Origin of the sequence: Odoribacter sp. AF15-53 (genome assembly GCF_003479425.1) — a bacterium.
Taxonomy (GTDB): Bacteria; Bacteroidota; Bacteroidia; order Bacteroidales; family Marinifilaceae; genus Butyricimonas.
Window position 1 is genome coordinate 315798 of the sequence record NZ_QUHC01000004.1, and the last position, 17400, is coordinate 333197.

At 44.3% G+C, this 17400-nt stretch carries 14 protein-coding genes; 5 read left to right on the forward strand and 9 right to left on the reverse strand.

What is annotated here, in order from left to right; all coding sequences use genetic code 11:
* Positions 1 to 79: 79 nt before the first annotated feature.
* Entirely contained in the window at positions 80 to 784 is a 705-nt protein-coding gene (locus DWW52_RS11080; RefSeq protein WP_118715564.1) for a phosphatase PAP2 family protein, read from the reverse strand.
* A 163-nt stretch (positions 785 to 947) separates the two neighbouring features.
* Here DWW52_RS11080 and ispE point away from each other — a divergent pair, with 163 nt between their 5' ends.
* Positions 948 to 1763, forward strand: coding sequence for a 4-(cytidine 5'-diphospho)-2-C-methyl-D-erythritol kinase (gene ispE / locus DWW52_RS11085; RefSeq protein WP_118715565.1), 816 nt, complete (start codon positions 948 to 950; stop codon positions 1761 to 1763).
* A 460-nt stretch (positions 1764 to 2223) separates the two neighbouring features.
* Here the strand turns inward: ispE and DWW52_RS11095 are convergent, their stop codons facing one another.
* Positions 2224 to 2769, reverse strand: coding sequence for an HdeD family acid-resistance protein (locus DWW52_RS11095; RefSeq protein WP_118715567.1), 546 nt, complete (start codon positions 2767 to 2769; stop codon positions 2224 to 2226).
* 172 nt (positions 2770 to 2941) lie between these two features.
* On the opposite strand from DWW52_RS11095, the gene DWW52_RS11100 reads away from it, so the two are divergent.
* Positions 2942 to 3799, forward strand: coding sequence for a bifunctional methionine sulfoxide reductase B/A protein (locus tag DWW52_RS11100; RefSeq protein ID WP_370449512.1), 858 nt, complete (start codon positions 2942 to 2944; stop codon positions 3797 to 3799).
* Positions 3800 to 3802: 3 nt separating this feature from the next.
* Here the strand turns inward: DWW52_RS11100 and DWW52_RS11105 are convergent, their stop codons facing one another.
* On the reverse strand, positions 3803 to 4558 hold the full coding sequence (locus tag DWW52_RS11105; protein ID WP_118715569.1) for a M23 family metallopeptidase: 756 nt from the start codon (positions 4556 to 4558) through the stop codon (positions 3803 to 3805).
* 217 nt (positions 4559 to 4775) lie between these two features.
* On the opposite strand from DWW52_RS11105, the gene DWW52_RS11110 reads away from it, so the two are divergent.
* Complete coding sequence (locus DWW52_RS11110) at positions 4776 to 5153, forward strand: NifB/NifX family molybdenum-iron cluster-binding protein (RefSeq protein ID WP_118715570.1); 378 nt, start codon at positions 4776 to 4778, stop codon at positions 5151 to 5153.
* Between the two features lie 174 nt (positions 5154 to 5327).
* Here the strand turns inward: DWW52_RS11110 and DWW52_RS11115 are convergent, their stop codons facing one another.
* The 5 genes from DWW52_RS11115 to DWW52_RS11135 form a co-directional block, all read right to left on the reverse strand.
* Positions 5328 to 6599: a hemolysin family protein gene (locus DWW52_RS11115; protein ID WP_118715571.1), complete on the reverse strand. Its 1272-nt coding sequence runs from the start codon at positions 6597 to 6599 to the stop codon at positions 5328 to 5330.
* Between the two features lie 16 nt (positions 6600 to 6615).
* Positions 6616 to 8913 (reverse strand): cation:proton antiporter, encoded by a 2298-nt coding sequence (locus tag DWW52_RS11120; RefSeq protein ID WP_118715572.1) that lies wholly within the window; start codon positions 8911 to 8913, stop codon positions 6616 to 6618.
* Positions 8914 to 8930: 17 nt separating this feature from the next.
* Entirely contained in the window at positions 8931 to 11867 is a 2937-nt protein-coding gene (locus DWW52_RS11125; protein ID WP_118715573.1) for a calcium-translocating P-type ATPase, PMCA-type, read from the reverse strand.
* Between the two features lie 8 nt (positions 11868 to 11875).
* The gene (locus tag DWW52_RS11130; RefSeq protein ID WP_118715574.1) at positions 11876 to 12505 is read right to left on the reverse strand and encodes a DedA family protein; all 630 of its coding nucleotides are present in this window, start codon (positions 12503 to 12505) and stop codon (positions 11876 to 11878) included.
* Positions 12506 to 12569: 64 nt separating this feature from the next.
* Complete coding sequence (locus tag DWW52_RS11135; protein ID WP_118715575.1) at positions 12570 to 12965, reverse strand: hypothetical protein; 396 nt, start codon at positions 12963 to 12965, stop codon at positions 12570 to 12572.
* Between the two features lie 127 nt (positions 12966 to 13092).
* Between DWW52_RS11135 and DWW52_RS11140 the strand changes: the two genes are divergently transcribed.
* Positions 13093 to 13701 carry a MarC family protein gene (locus tag DWW52_RS11140; RefSeq protein ID WP_118715576.1) on the forward strand — a complete coding sequence of 203 codons (609 nt, stop codon included), beginning with the start codon at positions 13093 to 13095 and terminating at the stop codon, positions 13699 to 13701.
* 182 nt (positions 13702 to 13883) lie between these two features.
* On the opposite strand, the gene DWW52_RS11145 is transcribed toward DWW52_RS11140, so the two are convergent.
* Positions 13884 to 14471 carry a phosphoglycerate mutase family protein gene (locus tag DWW52_RS11145; protein ID WP_118715577.1) on the reverse strand — a complete coding sequence of 196 codons (588 nt, stop codon included), beginning with the start codon at positions 14469 to 14471 and terminating at the stop codon, positions 13884 to 13886.
* 144 nt (positions 14472 to 14615) lie between these two features.
* Here DWW52_RS11145 and DWW52_RS11150 point away from each other — a divergent pair, with 144 nt between their 5' ends.
* Positions 14616 to 17393 (forward strand): hypothetical protein, encoded by a 2778-nt coding sequence (locus DWW52_RS11150; protein WP_118715578.1) that lies wholly within the window; start codon positions 14616 to 14618, stop codon positions 17391 to 17393.
* Positions 17394 to 17400: the final 7 nt, after the last annotated feature.

Below are 17400 nucleotides of genomic sequence, written 5' to 3' on the forward strand. Positions count from 1 at the left end.
CAATTCGTGGAGTGATTCCCGATGATCCCTTGATTGTAAAAACGTAGGTCTTGTGCGATTGGAATCCTAAAATCTATAATTAAAAAGGTTGCCACCAAATGCTGTATATGGCGAATGCGGCAATGGTCAGTAATCCCGTGAAGATGATGACTGAGGTTTGGCGCATGTGGGTAGGATGTTTCACGAGTTTACGATCCCGGTGATATTGCAAGCTATGAGCGATGCTATTTACACGAAGGCAGAAGCGGTAAATCCCGTAAGTTATAGCCCCGGCAGCGAAACCGACAACGGTTCCGAAAAGTAAATCACCGGGATAATGTACACCCACGTATATCCGGGTGTAGCAAGTTACTATGGCCCATAGCATGAAAAACGTGGTGAGCGCTTTGTTCTTGAACAGGAGCATCACGAAGCAGGCTAGCGCGAACGTGTTGGCCGCGTGACAAGAGGGGAAACCGTACATGCCGCCTCGTTTACCGTTGACGATATGAACCAGATCGGCAATTTCGGGATTACGTGAAGGTCGGGGGCGTTCGAATATGGGGCGTAATATGGAACTACATGCCTGATCGGCAATCACTATCAGTAAGGCGAACATTAACGTGGTGAATATAACCATGCGTATGTTCATGTTTTTGTATAGCACGTATAGGATGGAGGCGTAGAGGGGTATCCACACGAGTTTACTCGTGAAGATATACATGAACGAGTCGAGGTATGGCGTGTGCATACCATTCAATGTGAGGAATATCGTACGATCGAGAGCTTGCAATGATTCTAACATGAGATTTGAATCTTGTGGTTAAAAATAAATTATAGTCAGCCGCTATTTAAGGGATGATTGAAAGGCAAATATATCATTTTTCGATATATTTGCAAAATGGTTTGAGGCAAACAAGTTTACTCAAATTATTTTGCAGGTTAACAGGTTACAAGTTGATGAATATATGGTAGTATTTCCGAATGCGAAGATCAATATAGGGTTATATGTCACGGAGAAAAGGCCGGACGGGTTTCATAATTTAGAGACTGTTTTTTACCCGATAGAGTTACGGGATATTCTCGAAATCACGGAGATAAAAGGTGAACGGGGGAGTTGTGTTTTCACATCCACGGGGAGTCCGATTGATTGTCCGCCGGAGAAGAATCTGGTTAGCAAGGCTTATTCTATCTTGGCGAGTGAGTATGAGTTGCCTTCGGTTGAAGTGCATTTGCACAAGATCATTCCTTACGGGGCCGGATTGGGGGGAGGTTCTGCCGATGCGGCTTTTATGCTGGTGGGGCTGAATCGACTGTTTTCGTTGGGGTTGAATGAGGAGCAGTTGATGGGATACGCTGCCCGTTTGGGGAGTGACTGTCCTTTTTTCGTGCGGAATCATCCCGTGTTTGCTTTCGGGAAAGGGGAGTTAATGGAGGCCATTGATTTGTCGTTGAAGGATTATGTTATGGTGCTTGTAAAACCGGATCGGGGTGTTTCCACGCCGGAGGCTTACCGGGGAATAACTCCTCGTGCCGCTTCGTTTGACTTACGGGAGTTGGGAAAATTGCCCGTGTGTGAATGGAATGGTGTTGTCGTGAATGATTTTGAAACTTCCGTGATTCCGAAGGTGCCTGAAATACAAGAAATAAAAGATACATTGAATGCTTTGGGGGCTGTTTACGTGTCCATGACCGGAAGCGGTTCTGCCGTTTACGGGTTGTTTGACCGCTCGGTGGAGGTGGGAGAGACTTTTCCCGGATACTTCGTGTGGAAGAGTAAATAAGGACGTGCGTTGCTTGCGAGTTAAATGCTTTTTGGGTTATATAGGGTGATTTTTGACAAGGGAAACGGGTGATATGCGGAAGTTGAACTGAAAGTTTCTAAACGAAATTACCGGAAAGGTGTGATTGATAGGAGCGGGAAAGAAGCTGTTCCTTGTGAATATATGTATACTTTTATCGTTGAGGATGGTTATTGCATAGTGAAACCGTATAATAATAACGGGCAAAATATATGGGTGAAGTTAAAAGAGGGATAAATACTTTATTCGTGTCAAGTTGGAAGTAAAAATGAGTGTGAGGTTTTGATAGAGCTACTTTCAAACTCCCTCTCCCTCCGGCTCTCCCCTTACACGGGGGGAGAGATGATCACCAAGCGGTTTCTCCGCCTGTGTAAGGAGAGGACAGGGGTAGTAATTCCAATAATGAGACTTTTTAAGTGTCTTCGTTTATTGAATTAAGTTTTTATCTCCCCACGAAAGCATACACGAATGAAGATATTCCGGCAAAGATGAAACTGAGTCCGGTCCAGATAATGATGTTCAGTATCCCGAACAGGGGAAAGAAAACAATCATGAAAGAGAAGAACAGGGTGACGATTCCCGCCACGAATATCCATCCCCAACCTCTGATTTTCAGTGAAGACATTTGCAGGGATTCGGCAATATAGTCGATGCTTTTGAACATGAGGATAAAGCCGACGATGTAAGGAAGAATGTCTTCGGTGATGACCGGATGGATCAACAGGATGAAACCGATGATCAAATCAAGTATACCGATAAACAGGCCCCAGCCCCAATGACGAGAGCTTCCCCCGGCGAAGGCGTTCATGACTTCGCTGATGCCGATCACGATGATGATAATACTGAAATACATGGCCAGCCCGTAATAGGAAGCTACCGGGTGGCGAATGATTCCCACGCCGAAAACGAATAACACGATACCCATGATAAGGTATAACCATCTGAATCCTTTAGATCCCGTAGATGTTGTTGCACTTGTTGTAGTCATTTCTTTTTTATTTAAGTTTAGTTTATTTCTTTATATGTGGAATGCTTCGAAAAAGTTGTTATATTGTCATTAAAAAATTAATAACTAATTGTCCGGGAAATACGTTTCACTTGGTAAAATGAGGGTTATGAGGAGAATATTATTATTACTAATGTTGTTTTTGGTAAATTATATGGTTATGGCACAAAAGAAAGAATTGACGGCAGACGAGAAACAAGTGATACTTCATAAGGGTACGGAAAGACCTTTCACGGGGAAATACTATGATTTTAAGGCAAAAGGAACGTATGTTTGCAAACAGTGCGGAACTCCGCTTTATCGTTCGGAGGATAAGTTTGATGCCCGGTGCGGTTGGCCTAGTTTTGATGACGAGATTCCGGGGGCCGTGAAGCGGGTACCGGATGCCGACGGGCGTCGGACGGAAATTGTATGCGCTCATTGCGGGGCCCACTTGGGACACGTGTTCACGGGAGAGGGATTCACGCCGAAGAATACGCGTCATTGTGTGAATTCGATATCCATGGAATTCATTCCAGATAAAGAGTTGAAGGTGGATACGGCTATCTTTGCCGGGGGGTGTTTCTGGGGAGTGGAGTATTATATGAAGAAAGCTCCGGGTGTATTGGCCGTGGAGTCCGGGTATACCGGGGGAAAGGTTGAAGATCCTTCTTACGAGGAGGTGTGTGAAGGAAACACGGGACACGTGGAGGCCGTACGGGTGTTGTTTGATGCTTCGAGGACTGATTACGAGACGTTGGCGAAGTTGTTTTTCGAGATACACGATCCCACGCAGCTGAATTATCAGGGACCGGATTACGGGATGCAATATCGCTCAGAAATATTCTACACGAGTCCGGAACAGAAGGCCGTGGCGGAAAAGTTGATACAACAGTTGAAAACAAAAGGGTATGACGTGGTAACTCGTTTAGCTCCGGCAACAACATTTTGGGTGGCGGAGGATTACCATCAGAATTATTACGAGCGTAAGGGGGCTTTACCTTATTGTCACGGGTACACGAAGCGTTTTTGAGGTTTAAAGTATCGGGGTGATTCGGATGATTCCTTTCCGGTCTTTCGTGAAGACAATACATTTCAACCGGATAGCTTGTTTCTCGAAATCTATGAGGATGGCCGGGTTAAAGTGTTTGCCATTGATGCGGGTTTCAAAATGCACGTGTTCGGTGGTAGCCCGTCCGGTACGTCCGACAAGGGCTAACGGGTCTCCCGCGTTTACCCGGTCACCCGATTTTACCAGATGCTTGAAGTTATGACTGTACACGGTTTCCAGACCGTTGTAATGACGCACGACAATCACGTTTCCGTATCCCTGTGCTTTGCCGGCAACTCGTACGATACCTGAAAAGGTGGCTCTCACGGTGTCTTTGGCGAATGTTTTCAGATCAATTCCCGTGTGCATCCTGCCATTTCGTTTTCCATAGGAGGAAAGTACTCGTGCCCCGGGCAACGGGAATGAAAATTCATCGTCCGGAATCTGATCCAGATCCAGAATGTGATTTCTTGCGCGTGAAAATAACAAGGGGTCTCCCGCTTGTACGTATCGTTTTTCCTGTGCATTGAAAGTTTCGGTTATCGGGTAGGTCTGTACAAAAAATTCAGTGATCTGGGGTTGAGTACAGGAATATAAATCAGGGATTTTCAGTAAGTCTGAAGCTTGTAAGACCGGGGTGGGAAAAGTTGCGGGAACTTTCGTCAGGTGTTTCTGCGAACAGGAACAACAGACGAAGAGCCATAGGAATATCCATCTGTATAATGATAAAGTGCCTTGCATATGTGAATTTATTGGGCGCAAAGCTATGAATTTTTATCTGTTTTTCAGTAAATTTGCAAGGGAATAAATACCGAAGTATTTATTCCCTTGCGTTACAAGTTGCAGGTTGCGCCAGGGGGCGCTGCAGGTTACAAGTTGAGAATTTACTTGTGGCTTTCAACTTGTAACCTGTAACTTGTTAACTTGTAACGTGGCGTTGCCACATAAAAATAGAATCATGAAAATTGCTGTACCAACTAGGGGAAATGTTATTGACGATCATTTTGGACATTGCGAGTTTTACACGTTGTTCACGGTAGATGATGCCAAGAATATCACGGATACGGAGACCTTGCCTTCTCCTCAAGGATGTGGTTGTAAATCGAATATCGCTTCCGTGTTGAAAGAAAAAGGGGTGAGCGTGATGCTTGCCGGGAGTATGGGTGATGGAGCTTTAAAAGTTTTAAGTGACCAGAATATCAAGGTGTTGCGAGGATGTAAAGGGGAGGTAAGAAAAGTCGTGGAAGGGTATTTGAAGGGATTCGTGCTGGATTCCGGTATCGGTTGTCATCATCACGATGAAGGGGGCGAACATCAATGTAGTCACGGACACTGAGAGTATTTAGAATGAAGGCGACGGGAAGGAAAAGTGTTAAAATATTTTGTTTTTTTCAATAGAAATTATATATTTGAGCAGGAAAAAACAGAGAAAGTCGTTTTTATAATGTATACCACAAATCTATTAAATGTTGCAAGGTATTGTGGGAGTGAGAGTAAGGATTTTTCATCCTTACTCTTTATTTATAGTGACGAGCACTTTATCAATCCGGGCTGCATCCATGTCCACGATTTCAAACTCGAAATTATACCAGGTTAATTTTTCTCCCGTGTGAGGGATATGTTCCAGTATTTTCAAGATTAATCCGCTTAACGTGTTGTAATAATGTCCCGTGTAGAGGAATTCCATGTCGAAATAAGCCAGGAAATCATAGAAGGGGCATTGACCATCCACAAGATAACTTCCGTCTTCTCGTTTCACGATGTCCGGTTCTTCACCTATTTCGGGGAGATCCCCGATTAAGGCTTTCAGTATATCTTGTAAAGTCACGATTCCCTCGATACTTCCGAACTCGTCGGTAACCAGTCCATATTTCGTGTGTCCTTGTTTTAAGTGTTCCAAGGCATTGTACACGCTTTGATTCTGGGGGAAATATTGGGGTACGCGAATGATCGACTTCAAGTTAAAGTCGGGGGATTCGATGGTTCTGAAAAGGTCTTTCAGGAGGACGATACCCACGATATTATCCAGTTTCGTGTCGGCCACGGGATAGATCGTGTGGATGTGCGTGTTGACAGTCTCCCGGATAGTGTCATTACTATCGTTGATATTCAACCATACCAAATCGCTCCGGTGTGTCATGATAGAACCGATATCCCGGTCTCCAAGGTTGAACACGCGTTCCACGATATCCTGTTCTACTTCCTGTATCTCCCCTTCGGCAGTACTTTCTTGAATAATTGCCTTGATTTCCTCTTCCGTAATTTTATTTTCATTTGATTTATTCAAGCCTAACACCCGCATCATGAATGACGTGCTGGCGGAGAGCAACCACACGAAAGGGGAGGCTATTCGAGAAAGGATATTCATCGGGCCCGCGATCAGTTTGGCCATTCTCTCCGCGGCAACCATCCCGATTCGTTTGGGGACAAGTTCTCCGAAAATTAACGTGAGATAGGTCACCACGATCACGATAAGCGTTTTGGATATCAGCAGGGCATGGGGTTTTAATACCTCGATTTTTTCAACCCATACAGCAAGGTCTCCCGCGAGAGCCTGCCCGGAATAAAGACCGGTAAGGATACCGATCAACGTGATTCCGATTTGAATGGTTGAGAGGAAACGATCCGGCTGATTGGCTAATTTTAAAGCTCTCTGGGCGGATTTACTCCCGGTTTTGGCTTCTGTTTCAAGACGGGATTTACGGGCTGACACCATGGCTATTTCAGACATGGCGAGAACTCCGTTTAATAAAATAAGTCCTATGATGATTAGAAATTCCATATTTTAATTTATGATTTTAAATTTTAGATTGAGTGATTACCATTTTCAATTCTTCGTTTTCAATTGTTTCCGGTCGTATGATTAAAAGTGAAGGTAACTTGGAGAACAAGTCCCGACTTTTTGCGACTTTTTCGCAAGTTACGTAACTTATAACTAACAGACACTCTTTGTTTTTAATTAAAGGATTAGATGTTAACGGTTTATCCATGATGAATTTAACCGGATCGTGTTGCACGAATTCCGTCATAATTCTGGATTCCAAATGTTTATTCACCTGTTCATGAATAAAACAGATCCGGATTGTCATACTCTGTTCGCCTAACCGGGTTCTGGCATAATTGAACAAGAAAAGATCGTCTTCGTTATCTACGAGTAGTAAAACTTCGGATGTCTGCGTGTATCCTCTGTTCACGAAAATACCTACCGAGCAATTCACTTGGTTCATGATTGATTCCAGCTTTTCCTTTAATAAGGTGCCGGGTAGGTTTAGAGATTGATTTCTCAATTTCGTGATGAATCGGGTTATTGCGGCAGACTTTTTATTTTTTCCTAGATTGATCACGGGGGATTCTTGCATGAATTGTTGCCCGGCACCCACGAAGAGATAATCTATTTTTTCTTCATTAGCCATGTTTACCATGCCTTGAATCAGTTTATCCGTAACTTGATAACGCTTTTCGACTTTTAATTCCAAACGTTGGGCCTCTTCTTTCAAGGGGAGGAAGCTCTCCTTGGCGTATTCGGTGGCTTTTGCCGGGTTTAGTTCGGTTCCTAGCGTAAAGTGGGTAGCGATGATATGACTCTCTTTCAGACGGTATCCGAGTAACAGGTCAGCCATGTTAAGCAAGATTTTTCCCGATTCCGGACGTCCGAAGGATAACATGACTCTCCGCACGTGTTTGTGAGTTTCTTTGCCTTTTCGGAAAACTCGTTCCACGAAAGCTAATAAGGGGGTGGCCATGAACGTGGTTATAAGGGCCATGATAACCAGTATAACAAAGATTTCCGGGGGAAGAACACCCATTTCGTACCCGATGTTTAAAGCCACGAGTTCCATTAACCCGCGGGTATTCATCAATGTTCCCACGATAAGACTGTCTTTCCAGTTTTCCCCGACGGCTTTCGCGGCCAAGGTGCAACCTCCGAGTTTGCCCGTGATAGCTACCAGTATGAACAGTAAGCACACGCACCAGAGACTCGGAGTGTTTATCAGACCGATTTCCGTGCGTAATCCGGTGAAAGCGAAAAACAAGGGAAGGAAGAACACGAGTGCCAGATCTTCGACTTTTTCCATCATGATTTTTCGGAATCCGGGAGAAGGCGGCATCACGACTCCGGCAATGAAGGCGCCGAACAGGGCGTGAATACCGATCACCTCGGTTGTTGCAGCCGAAAGTACAAGGATGAGGAAAATGAAGCCCACGAATGATTTGTTAATGACTTCCGAGTACGCGTATATTTCCCCGATCTTTTTCAGGAAAGGACGCATCACGAGAAACATGAAAGCGATGTACACGAGGGTGAGACCGATCGTGTAGAGGGCACTGACGAACGTTCCGGCTTTGGCTATCGCGATTACGATGGCCAGCAGACACCATGCGGTGACGTCATCATTTGCCGCCGAAGCGATGGAGAGCGTGCCGATGGGGGTTTTCGTCATGTTGCGTTCTTGCACGATACGGGCTAACACGGGAAAGGCCGTGATACTCATGGATATCCCGATAAATAAGGCAAATGGTAGGAAGGCCGTTTGATTGGCCGCATATTCTTCATATACCCAGATGGATGCGAGAATACCCAAAAAGAACGGCACGACGATACCGGCATGGCTGATCACCAGTGTCTCGTTCAATTTGTTCTTTAGTAGCCTAAAATCTAGTTCCAAACCGATGACGAACATGAACAGGACTAGACCGATCTGACTTAACAGGTTCAGGTTTGTCAGTGAGTTTACGGGGAAGAGATGTGCGAATAATTCCGGGAAGAAATATCCGAGAAGAGAGGGGCCAAGTACGATACCTGCCACGATCTCCCCGATAACACCCGGTTGTCCGATGTATTTGAAAAGAAACGAGAATACACGTACGGTCAGTAGAATCACGATGATCTGGATTAACAAGATCGTCAAAGAACTTGTCATGTTCTCGGAAAGAATATTCCGGAACATCCCAAATGCCGATTCGTTTCTATTGATCGCGTGTGCTGCCGAATAATGGTCGAATTTGTTCCCGAAAGTGAGGGCCAAATAAATAAGCCCTCCGAAAACGGTTATCATTCCGACATATATCCAGTAATTCTTACTGTTTCTTTTCATGATCCCCTGTAATGACGCTATTTTTTATTCTTCATCCGTTTGAATGCCCGGAAGATTTCACCCACCCAGAGTACAAGGGAGGTGGAAAGCGTGATCCATATCCATTCTTCCCAGCTTAGTGGCACGGTTCTGAAAACGGAACCTCCGAAGTTGACGACAAGAATTTGTCCCACAACTATAGCCATTCCCACGGTGAGGAAACCTTCGCTTCTGAATAGGTCTTTGAAAGCCGAGTCGTTCGTGCCGAAGGTCTTGGCATTAAACATATTCCAGAATTGCAACATCACGAATACGGTAAAGAATATTGTCAGGTTTCGTAGTCCTTCCGGGGTGGCGGCATCTATTCCTCCCACGTAATGAGAGAGTATATAGAGTAATCCCAACAGGATAGCCACGAAGGTGATTCCGGTGGCAAGTATCAATTTCTGCATTTGCGGGACGATGATGAAAGCATTCGAATCTCTCGGTTTGCGTTTCATCACTTCCGGACTGGGTGGGAGGGAGGCCAATGCCCCGGCCGCAAAAGTATCCATGATCAGGTTAACCCATAACATCTGGGTTACCGTGATCGGGAGCTCCGAGCCGAACAGGGAACCGAGCAACACGATGATTAAGGCTGCCACGTTGATGGTTAACTGGAACAGGATGAAACGCTGGATATTCTGGTATACCGAACGTCCCCACATGACGGCGGAAGTAATACTGCTGAACGAGTCATCGAGCAACGTGATATCACTGGCCTCTTTTGCCACGGAGGTTCCGCTACCCATGGATAAGCCCACGTGAGCATGATTCAGGGCAGGGGCATCATTGGTTCCGTCTCCGGTAACTGCCACGATCGCTTTTTTCTGTTGCAGTAATTGTACGAGTCTTTGTTTATCCATGGGACGTGCCCGTGACATGATCTTTAAATCCAGTACCCTGTCAAGGGCTTCTTTGTCTGTCAGTTGGGCGAATTCAACTCCTGTGATCACGTTACGTTCCGTGTCTTTTTCTGTCCACAGGCCGATTTGACGTCCGATTTCTTTTGCCGTTCCGGGAGTATCACCCGTAACCATTTTTACTTGGATTCCGGCATCAAAGCAACGTTTCACGGCATCCGGTACGTCTTGACGGATGGGGTCGGAAATTGCCACGATACCCAAGAAAGTCAGTTCCGTGTTGTACAAACGGCCATCTTTGAAATGAGATTCGTTATCTTCAATGATCTGGTAAGCGAATCCCAAGGTACGCATGGCTTGATTCTGGTATTCCAACAATTGTTTTTCAACCGTTGTCTTGTAATTGGAAATGGGCTGTAATTCCCCGTCAATCAAGGCATCCTTGCATTGAGCGAATATGATTTCCGGGGCTCCTTTCACGTACAGAATCTTTTTTCCCATGACGGGAGATTCGACCAGCGTGGCCATGTATTTTCGTTCGGTGGAGAAGGTCAATTGATCTATGACCGTGGCATTTTCACGAAGCTCTTGGTAATTAACCTTTTGCTCGTTCAACCAAAGTAACAAAGCAGCTTCTGTCGGGTTGCCGAGAGTTTTAACCTTTACCGGGTCTGAGAAATCCAGAAAGGCGGTCGTGTTGATGGCGATACCTTCCTTTATCAGTTTTGAATTTTCATTATCTGATAATTGCTGATCGTTTAGACCGTAGAAATTGGTTTTGTACACGGTCATTTGGTTCTGGGTTAATGTACCCGTTTTATCCGTACAGATCACCGTGGTAGCTCCCATGGTTTCACAAGCATGCATTTTTCGAACCAAGTTATGGGATTTCAGCATCTTGCGCATACTGAGTGCCAAACTTAGCGTGACGCTCATGGGAAGTCCTTCCGGGACAGTAACCACGATAAGGGTTACGGAGGCCATGAATGCGGCTAGAATTTTCTTACCCAAGCCAAGCGGAATCCAAGCATGCGGGTCCCAAGGTTTTACCCCGAAGGCCAATCCGATAGCGAGCATGATCACTAAAGCCACCAGGCCGTACAGGAACCAACGTCCCCAACCACCTTCTTCAATACTTTTCGGGAGTTCTTTTTCTTTCCCCCGCAAGGTATGGACATCGTAGATTACCGGAACCCACACTTTGGCAAGCATGATGATAGCCGCGATGATAACGGCCCCGACCAATCCGAGTTGTCCTAATCCCGGAGTCGGGTAGGCGGGATTAAAGAATATACCTTTGATGAATAGTATGGAGAATGTCAGGGCGGCACCGCAGAAACCGACGATCCCGATGAATTTAGCCAGCGATTCCAGTTGCTTGTCCAACGGGGTGGGCTCTTCGCTCTTTTCCGAGGACTTTTCGGCTACTTTACCGAACTCGGTAGAGTCACCCACGGCAAGTACCTGCATCACCCCGTGACCGTCGGAAACGGTCGTTCCTCTCATCACGTGGTTTGAGGGATACGTGGCTTCCAGGTTAAATTCGGATTCGATGACCGTTTTATGGGCAATAGGTTCTCCGGTCAGGCTGGATTCGTTTACTTGCAACGAAATGGCTTCTAAAAGTACCCCGTCGGCAGGAATTTCCTCCCCCTGTTCCAACAGTACGATATCATCCACGACTATCTCTTTTTTGGCAACCTCGTGTACATTCCCGTTCCGGATTACCTTTACCATCGTGTCATCATTTACTTGATTCAACACGTCGAATTTCTTGTTGGCATCCCACACGAACCAGGTGGCAACCCCGGTAGCCAGTAAGATGGCCACGGCGATACCGATTGTTTCGGCGATCTCGATGATTCCTTCCGAGAAATACATGGATATGGCGATCCCCCCGGACAGGAATACGGCGACCATTAATATACGAATAACGGGATCTTCGAAATTCCCGATGAAAATTTGCCATAAAGAATCCCTTTTCGGGGGAGTTAACACGTTGGCTCCGTGTTTTTCACGACTTTCCAGCACTTGTTTATCCGTGAGTCCTGTGTAGTGTTTACGTGATTCCATTCTGTAATTTAGTATTTAATTTTGTTTTTTTTACGTGTTGACCGAAAAATAAGATACCCGAAAAAGCAAATTCCTACCATCAACATAACAATGGAGATTTCGGTGAAATACTTTTCCAGTAGTTCTTTTCGGGAATATAAAAAGTAACCGGCAATCGCCAGGATCAGGTTCCATATACCGCTTCCGGCTGCCGTATAAAATATAAAGCTGTTTAACGGCATTTTGACCAGTCCGGCCGGAAGTGAAATAAAACTTCTTACCCCGGGGGTAAGTCTTCCAATCAGAGTGGAACTTTTGCCGTATTTCAAAAAATATTGTTCGGATTTTTCTATTTTTTCTTTTGACATCCGCAGAATCTTTCCCCAGCGTGATTCCGCGAACGTGTAAATAAATCTGCGCCCCAGCGTGTAGGCCAGCACGTAATTGAAAAGGGCACCTAATACTGATCCGATTGTGCTGAACAAGACGACCAGCGTGAAATTGAGGTCCCCGTTGGCAGCTTTCCAGGCTGCGGGGGGAACGATCAGTTCTGCCGGAAAAGGGATGATGGAACTCTCTATTGTCATGCATACGAGAACACTCCAGTAATTCACGTTATACATATACCAATCGAGAACGGATTGAAGCCAATCGACCATATATTTGTTTTAGTTTATACTATTTTATACTCGCTTTTTTGTCTGTTTTCCCGTTAAGATCGTGTCATAACAGCAATTCATTCAAAGAGTAAATATAAAATCCTTGACTGTGGCGGGTGGTCAGGTACTGAATAAAATGCCGTTCGTTTTTTGCCAACGACACTTTAGCCGGAATGTTTTTCCCGCCGTACATATTATTATGCGAATACAGGTTTGTTTTAGGTGGTTTATTTAACCCGAAACGTCGTCCGTGGGGAACTGTAATTCCCTCGTCTGCCCCTAATTGGTAATAAAATGAATAGTGATTGCTGATGTAAATCGGATATTCCGCCTCGGATAGCTGTTCGGTTTGTGTAGGCAAAATCGTCTCTTTCTCTGTCGTGTATCCTCGCAGTCCATTGACAATGAGTGTTAAAGAAAAAATAAAGACAGGTATGTATACAAAAAACAGCCTTTTCATTATAAAATTATTTACTGGCTCAAAAGTAATATATTTTTGAGAAAATATTGCTTTTCCCTTATGCTTTTTATTGTCGATAAGTTCGTTTTATTACGTACCTTTGCGGTGAATTAGAAATATTCAGATCATGACGGTAAAAATGATATTAGGATGTATCGTGGCTCTTTTGGCGTTAGTGAACCCGGTACAGAAAGTGTTGATCGTTACCTCGTTGCAGGAACGGTTTAGCCAGAAAGACCTTCGGTATATATCCATAAAATCGTCTATCACGGCGGCCCTGATCCTGATATTCTTCCTTTTTTTGGGAGAGATCACGTTTAGTTACGTGTTTCATGTCGAGTTGTATTCCTTCCAGATCACTTGCGGGGCGGTGTTGATGTATAACGGGTTGTCGGGACTGTTGAAAGGTTTTTTCCTGAAGGTGGACGAGCATATAAAATTGGCGGATTTGACCACCGTTCCAATAGCCATACCCATGATTGCCGGACCTGCCACGATTACGGCCGCCGTTACTTTCCCGGTTCAATACGGGCGGGAGATCACGATTATATCTATCCTGATCGCTTTGGTGGTGAATCTGTTTTGTATGTTACAAGCCCGTCGGATCGGGAATTTCCTGATCAAATATAATTTTATGAACCCGTTAATTCGTATTATCGGGTTGATAGTTGCCACGATCGGGTTGCAGATGATATTTGACGGGATTACCCTGTTTATAAAGACGTTGACGGTGTGAGGTTTATAAAGTCCATAAGGTTTATAAAGTCCATAAGGTCTATAAAGTCCATAAAGTCTATAAGGTCAGTGGACCCCTGCGGGGCGCTTTGTCTACGGCAGCATGTGCTGCCGTTAAAGTTTGTCCGAAGGACACCCGTGACTTTATGGACTTTACGACTTTATGGACCTTATAGACTTATTTCAAGGTATCCATTCGATGATTCGGTTTGTCGGGTGATTCTCTCGCCATTTTATGAAGTCAGCATAAGTACGGATTCCGTCTTGGATAACAGCTTGGTAATATTCGATCCCCATGATCTTTTCGGTGTCGGGGGTTTCGTATTTCAGTTGTAGAATCGTGTTCCGGGTTTCCGGTGTCAACACGGTTGCGATACGTTCGGCGACGCGTTCGAAGTACCCGTCATAGCGGGAACCTTTCAAGATGTGGATCATGTCGATTTGCCACGGCGTGTTATCCGGGGAGAGATACGATGCATGCCATTCTATGCAGTGTTCATCGGTATCAATCGAGTTGATATATTCGATTTGTTTGATTGCCGGGTGTTCGGCGATTCGGGTTATTGCGGCAAAACTTACGGAAGGGGTTAGCGTGGGGGTATAGATATGAAAGTCAATATCCTTGTGCTTCATCATTAGTCCCATTTTTAATGAACCGACAAGATTAATTTCGGCCCCTACAGATTCCCAAATAGGAATAATACGGGTGTCCCGGATAATTTGCCGGGCTTGTTCCATATTCTGGGCTGCGATATTTAGTAAGTTTTCCATAGAAATAGTATTTTAATGCCGCAAAATTAGTGATAATATAGAGTAATAGAAAATGAATGAATATTCCTTGATTTTCTTTTTCGTTTTCTTGGAACATTGTTTATTATTGTTTAAATTGGTAGCTGAATATTTAAAAAATCGGCTATGAAATATATTGTGTCATTTGTGCTTTTTTTGGGGTGTTTTGTTTGGTTTGGGAATAGTTCGTTGGTTGCTCAGGTGTATAAAGACAAACAAAAGGATGAGAAAAAAAAGATTATTCGGGAGCAAGCGATAGAGTTATTACTAAAGGAGCAACAAGTAGCGGCAGAACGGGCTGCATTGATGGAATTGTACTGGGCGTTGGGAGGTGAGGAGTGGCGTACGAATGAAAATTGGTTGAGCGATCGGCCTGTTGAAGAATGGTACGGGGTGAAGCGGAATTATGATAATGGGATGTTGAGCTTGTATTTAGGGTCGAATGGTTTGAAAGGAGTCTTGCCGGGTTCTATTTTTAAGCTAAAGACATTAGAGGTTCTTAATCTCTGTAATAATGGGATTACGGGGGAGATTCCTGTAAATATAGGTGAATGTTCGGCATTGAGACAATTATCCTTGAACGGTAATCGTTTGACGGGGAAAATTCCCGGTGGGATCACCGAACTAGAGAATTTAGTGTCGTTGGACTTGGCACGTAATGAATTATCGGGAGAGATTCCCGCCTCGCTCGGGAATATAAAAGAATTGAAATTTCTGAGACTGGAAAATAACAGGTTGATTGGTAGTATTCCGGCAAGCATTGGTAATCTTTCACGATTGGAGTATATGAATATTTCAAGTAACTTGCTGGTAGGAAAAATTCCGGAGGAGTTTACGCTTTTGGAGAATCTGGAAGAGGTGTATTTATGTGATAACCGTATGCGGGGAGCTTTACCGTTGGATTGGAGTAATATGAAGAAATTGCATACTCTGTCGTTAGAGAACAACCGTATAGACGGAGAGATCCCCGCGTCATTGGGAAATGCGAAAGCTTTGAGGTATCTTTGGTTGAGGAATAATTTGTTAAGAGGACCGATACCGGTTACTTTAGCTGATTTGAATGAATTATTGAGGCTAGAGCTGGCGAATAATCGGTTGACAGGAGCGATACCCGGTGGGCTGTTTGCTTTGCCGAAATTATATAGTTTGGGTTTGTCGGATAATAATTTGTCCGGGCCGTTACCTTCTGATATAAACAAGGCTATTTTGTTATCCTCTCTTGATTTGAGTAACAACCGTTTGAGTGGGCCGTTACCGTTGGAACTTTGGGAATTGACGCAATTAAGTTTTATTAATTTGAGAAATAACAGGTTTACTGGAACTATATCCCCGGAAATAGGAAAGATGACGGCCTTGACTTCGTTGGATTTGACTTCTAACAAGTTTTCAGGCGAGTTGCCGAAGGAGATCGGGGAGTTAATGCGGTTACATTCTTTGTTGCTTTCGGAGAACGAGTTTTCTGGAGAGTTGCCGGAGACATTGGGCAAGCTGGCTCACCTACGGAATTTTTACGTGAAGACTAATCATTTTTCCGGCCCTTTCCCGGTTGTATTAACGAAATTAGTTCAGTTGGAATATTTGAACTTGAGTTTTAACTGTTTTTCGGGTGAGATTCCATCCGAGATTGGTAACTGGGAAAGTATGAAGCATTTGTATTTATGGGAAAATCAGTTTACAGGGAGTATACCTTCGACAATCGGTAATTTGCGCAACTTGACGGAATTGAGTCTGGGACAAAACCGGTTAACCGGAATATTACCCAAGGAGTTGGGTGAGTTGAAGAATTTGTCTAAAGTATTTTTGAATAATAATGGTTTTACCGGGCAACTTCCTGTCGAAATAGCGGGTATGCGAAGTTTGACTTTTCTAAACTTGGCTAATAACCGATTGTCGGGTGAGTTACCGGAGGAGTTGGGTGAGTTGGAGGCGTTAGAAGAGTTGTATCTGGGTGTTAATATGATAACGGGGACATTTCCAAGCACGATAGGCAAGATGAAACGTTTAAAAGTATTGAGCGTGTTTGGGAACCGGATGAGCGGTGTATTACCTCCTGAACTTGGTGATATGGAAGGACTTGAAAAATTGTACCTGACGAATAATCAGTTTGAGGGGGCAATCCCTCCGGAGATCGGTAATCTGAAGCGCTTGAAAGTATTGGCTATACCGAATAATAAGTTTTCGTCACTTCCGGAAGAATTAGGTGATTTGGAGGGATTAGAAGAATTTAACGCATCCGGAGCTTTTACGGGGGGAGTTTTACCCGAGAGTGTCGGTAATCTGAGAAATTTGAAGTTATTGTTGTTAGGGGCTAATAAGTTATCTGGAATGATTCCTTCCGGAATCGGAGATTTGACACGGTTGGAAAGAGTCGATTTGTCCATGAATGAATTAAGTGGAAGTATTCCTGTTGGAATAGGCTATCTGGATCGCTTGACAATATTGGATGTATCCGGGAATAAATTGAGTGGAACAGTGCCTGCAGAGATCGGGAATATGCGATGTTTGACGTTGCTTCGGCTGGCTCGGAATGAGTTGGAAGGAAGTTTACCTGTGGAGCTGGGATGGCTCTCTGAATTGGAGGTGTTGGATGTAGCATCAAATGAATTAACCGGAACATTACCCGCCGAATGGGGCGAATTGCGAAATTTGAAGTCTTTGATTCTCACTCGGAATAAAATTAGTGGAAGTATCCCGGAAGAATGGGCGGGAATGGAAAAACTGGAAAATTTTATGGTGATAGATAACGCTTTAACAGGGAAAGTGCCGGATTTTCTGTTTAATTTACCTACGTTGAAGCGGATGTTGATTGAAGATAATTTCTTAGAACTTACCACGGAACAAAAAGCATTGAATCGGAAAGGTGGTGTTTATTTTTTATTGCCGCAAAAGAAGAAAGATATTTGATTTTGAT

What these genes read in the sequence shown, in the direction of transcription:
- DWW52_RS11080 (WP_118715564.1), bottom strand. Translation starts at nt 784, where the DNA reads ATGTTAGAATCATTGCAAGCTCTCGATCGTACGATATTCCTCACATTG.
- ispE (WP_118715565.1), top strand. Translation starts at nt 948, where the DNA reads ATGGTAGTATTTCCGAATGCGAAGATCAATATAGGGTTATATGTCACG.
- DWW52_RS11095 (WP_118715567.1), bottom strand. Translation starts at nt 2,769, where the DNA reads ATGACTACAACAAGTGCAACAACATCTACGGGATCTAAAGGATTCAGA.
- DWW52_RS11100 (WP_370449512.1), top strand. Translation starts at nt 2,942, where the DNA reads ATGGTTATGGCACAAAAGAAAGAATTGACGGCAGACGAGAAACAAGTG.
- DWW52_RS11105 (WP_118715569.1), bottom strand. Translation starts at nt 4,558, where the DNA reads ATGCAAGGCACTTTATCATTATACAGATGGATATTCCTATGGCTCTTC.
- DWW52_RS11110 (WP_118715570.1), top strand. Translation starts at nt 4,776, where the DNA reads ATGAAAATTGCTGTACCAACTAGGGGAAATGTTATTGACGATCATTTT.
- DWW52_RS11115 (WP_118715571.1), bottom strand. Translation starts at nt 6,599, where the DNA reads ATGGAATTTCTAATCATCATAGGACTTATTTTATTAAACGGAGTTCTC.
- DWW52_RS11120 (WP_118715572.1), bottom strand. Translation starts at nt 8,913, where the DNA reads ATGAAAAGAAACAGTAAGAATTACTGGATATATGTCGGAATGATAACC.
- DWW52_RS11125 (WP_118715573.1), bottom strand. Translation starts at nt 11,867, where the DNA reads ATGGAATCACGTAAACACTACACAGGACTCACGGATAAACAAGTGCTG.
- DWW52_RS11130 (WP_118715574.1), bottom strand. Translation starts at nt 12,505, where the DNA reads ATGGTCGATTGGCTTCAATCCGTTCTCGATTGGTATATGTATAACGTG.
- DWW52_RS11135 (WP_118715575.1), bottom strand. Translation starts at nt 12,965, where the DNA reads ATGAAAAGGCTGTTTTTTGTATACATACCTGTCTTTATTTTTTCTTTA.
- DWW52_RS11140 (WP_118715576.1), top strand. Translation starts at nt 13,093, where the DNA reads ATGACGGTAAAAATGATATTAGGATGTATCGTGGCTCTTTTGGCGTTA.
- DWW52_RS11145 (WP_118715577.1), bottom strand. Translation starts at nt 14,471, where the DNA reads ATGGAAAACTTACTAAATATCGCAGCCCAGAATATGGAACAAGCCCGG.
- DWW52_RS11150 (WP_118715578.1), top strand. Translation starts at nt 14,616, where the DNA reads ATGAAATATATTGTGTCATTTGTGCTTTTTTTGGGGTGTTTTGTTTGG.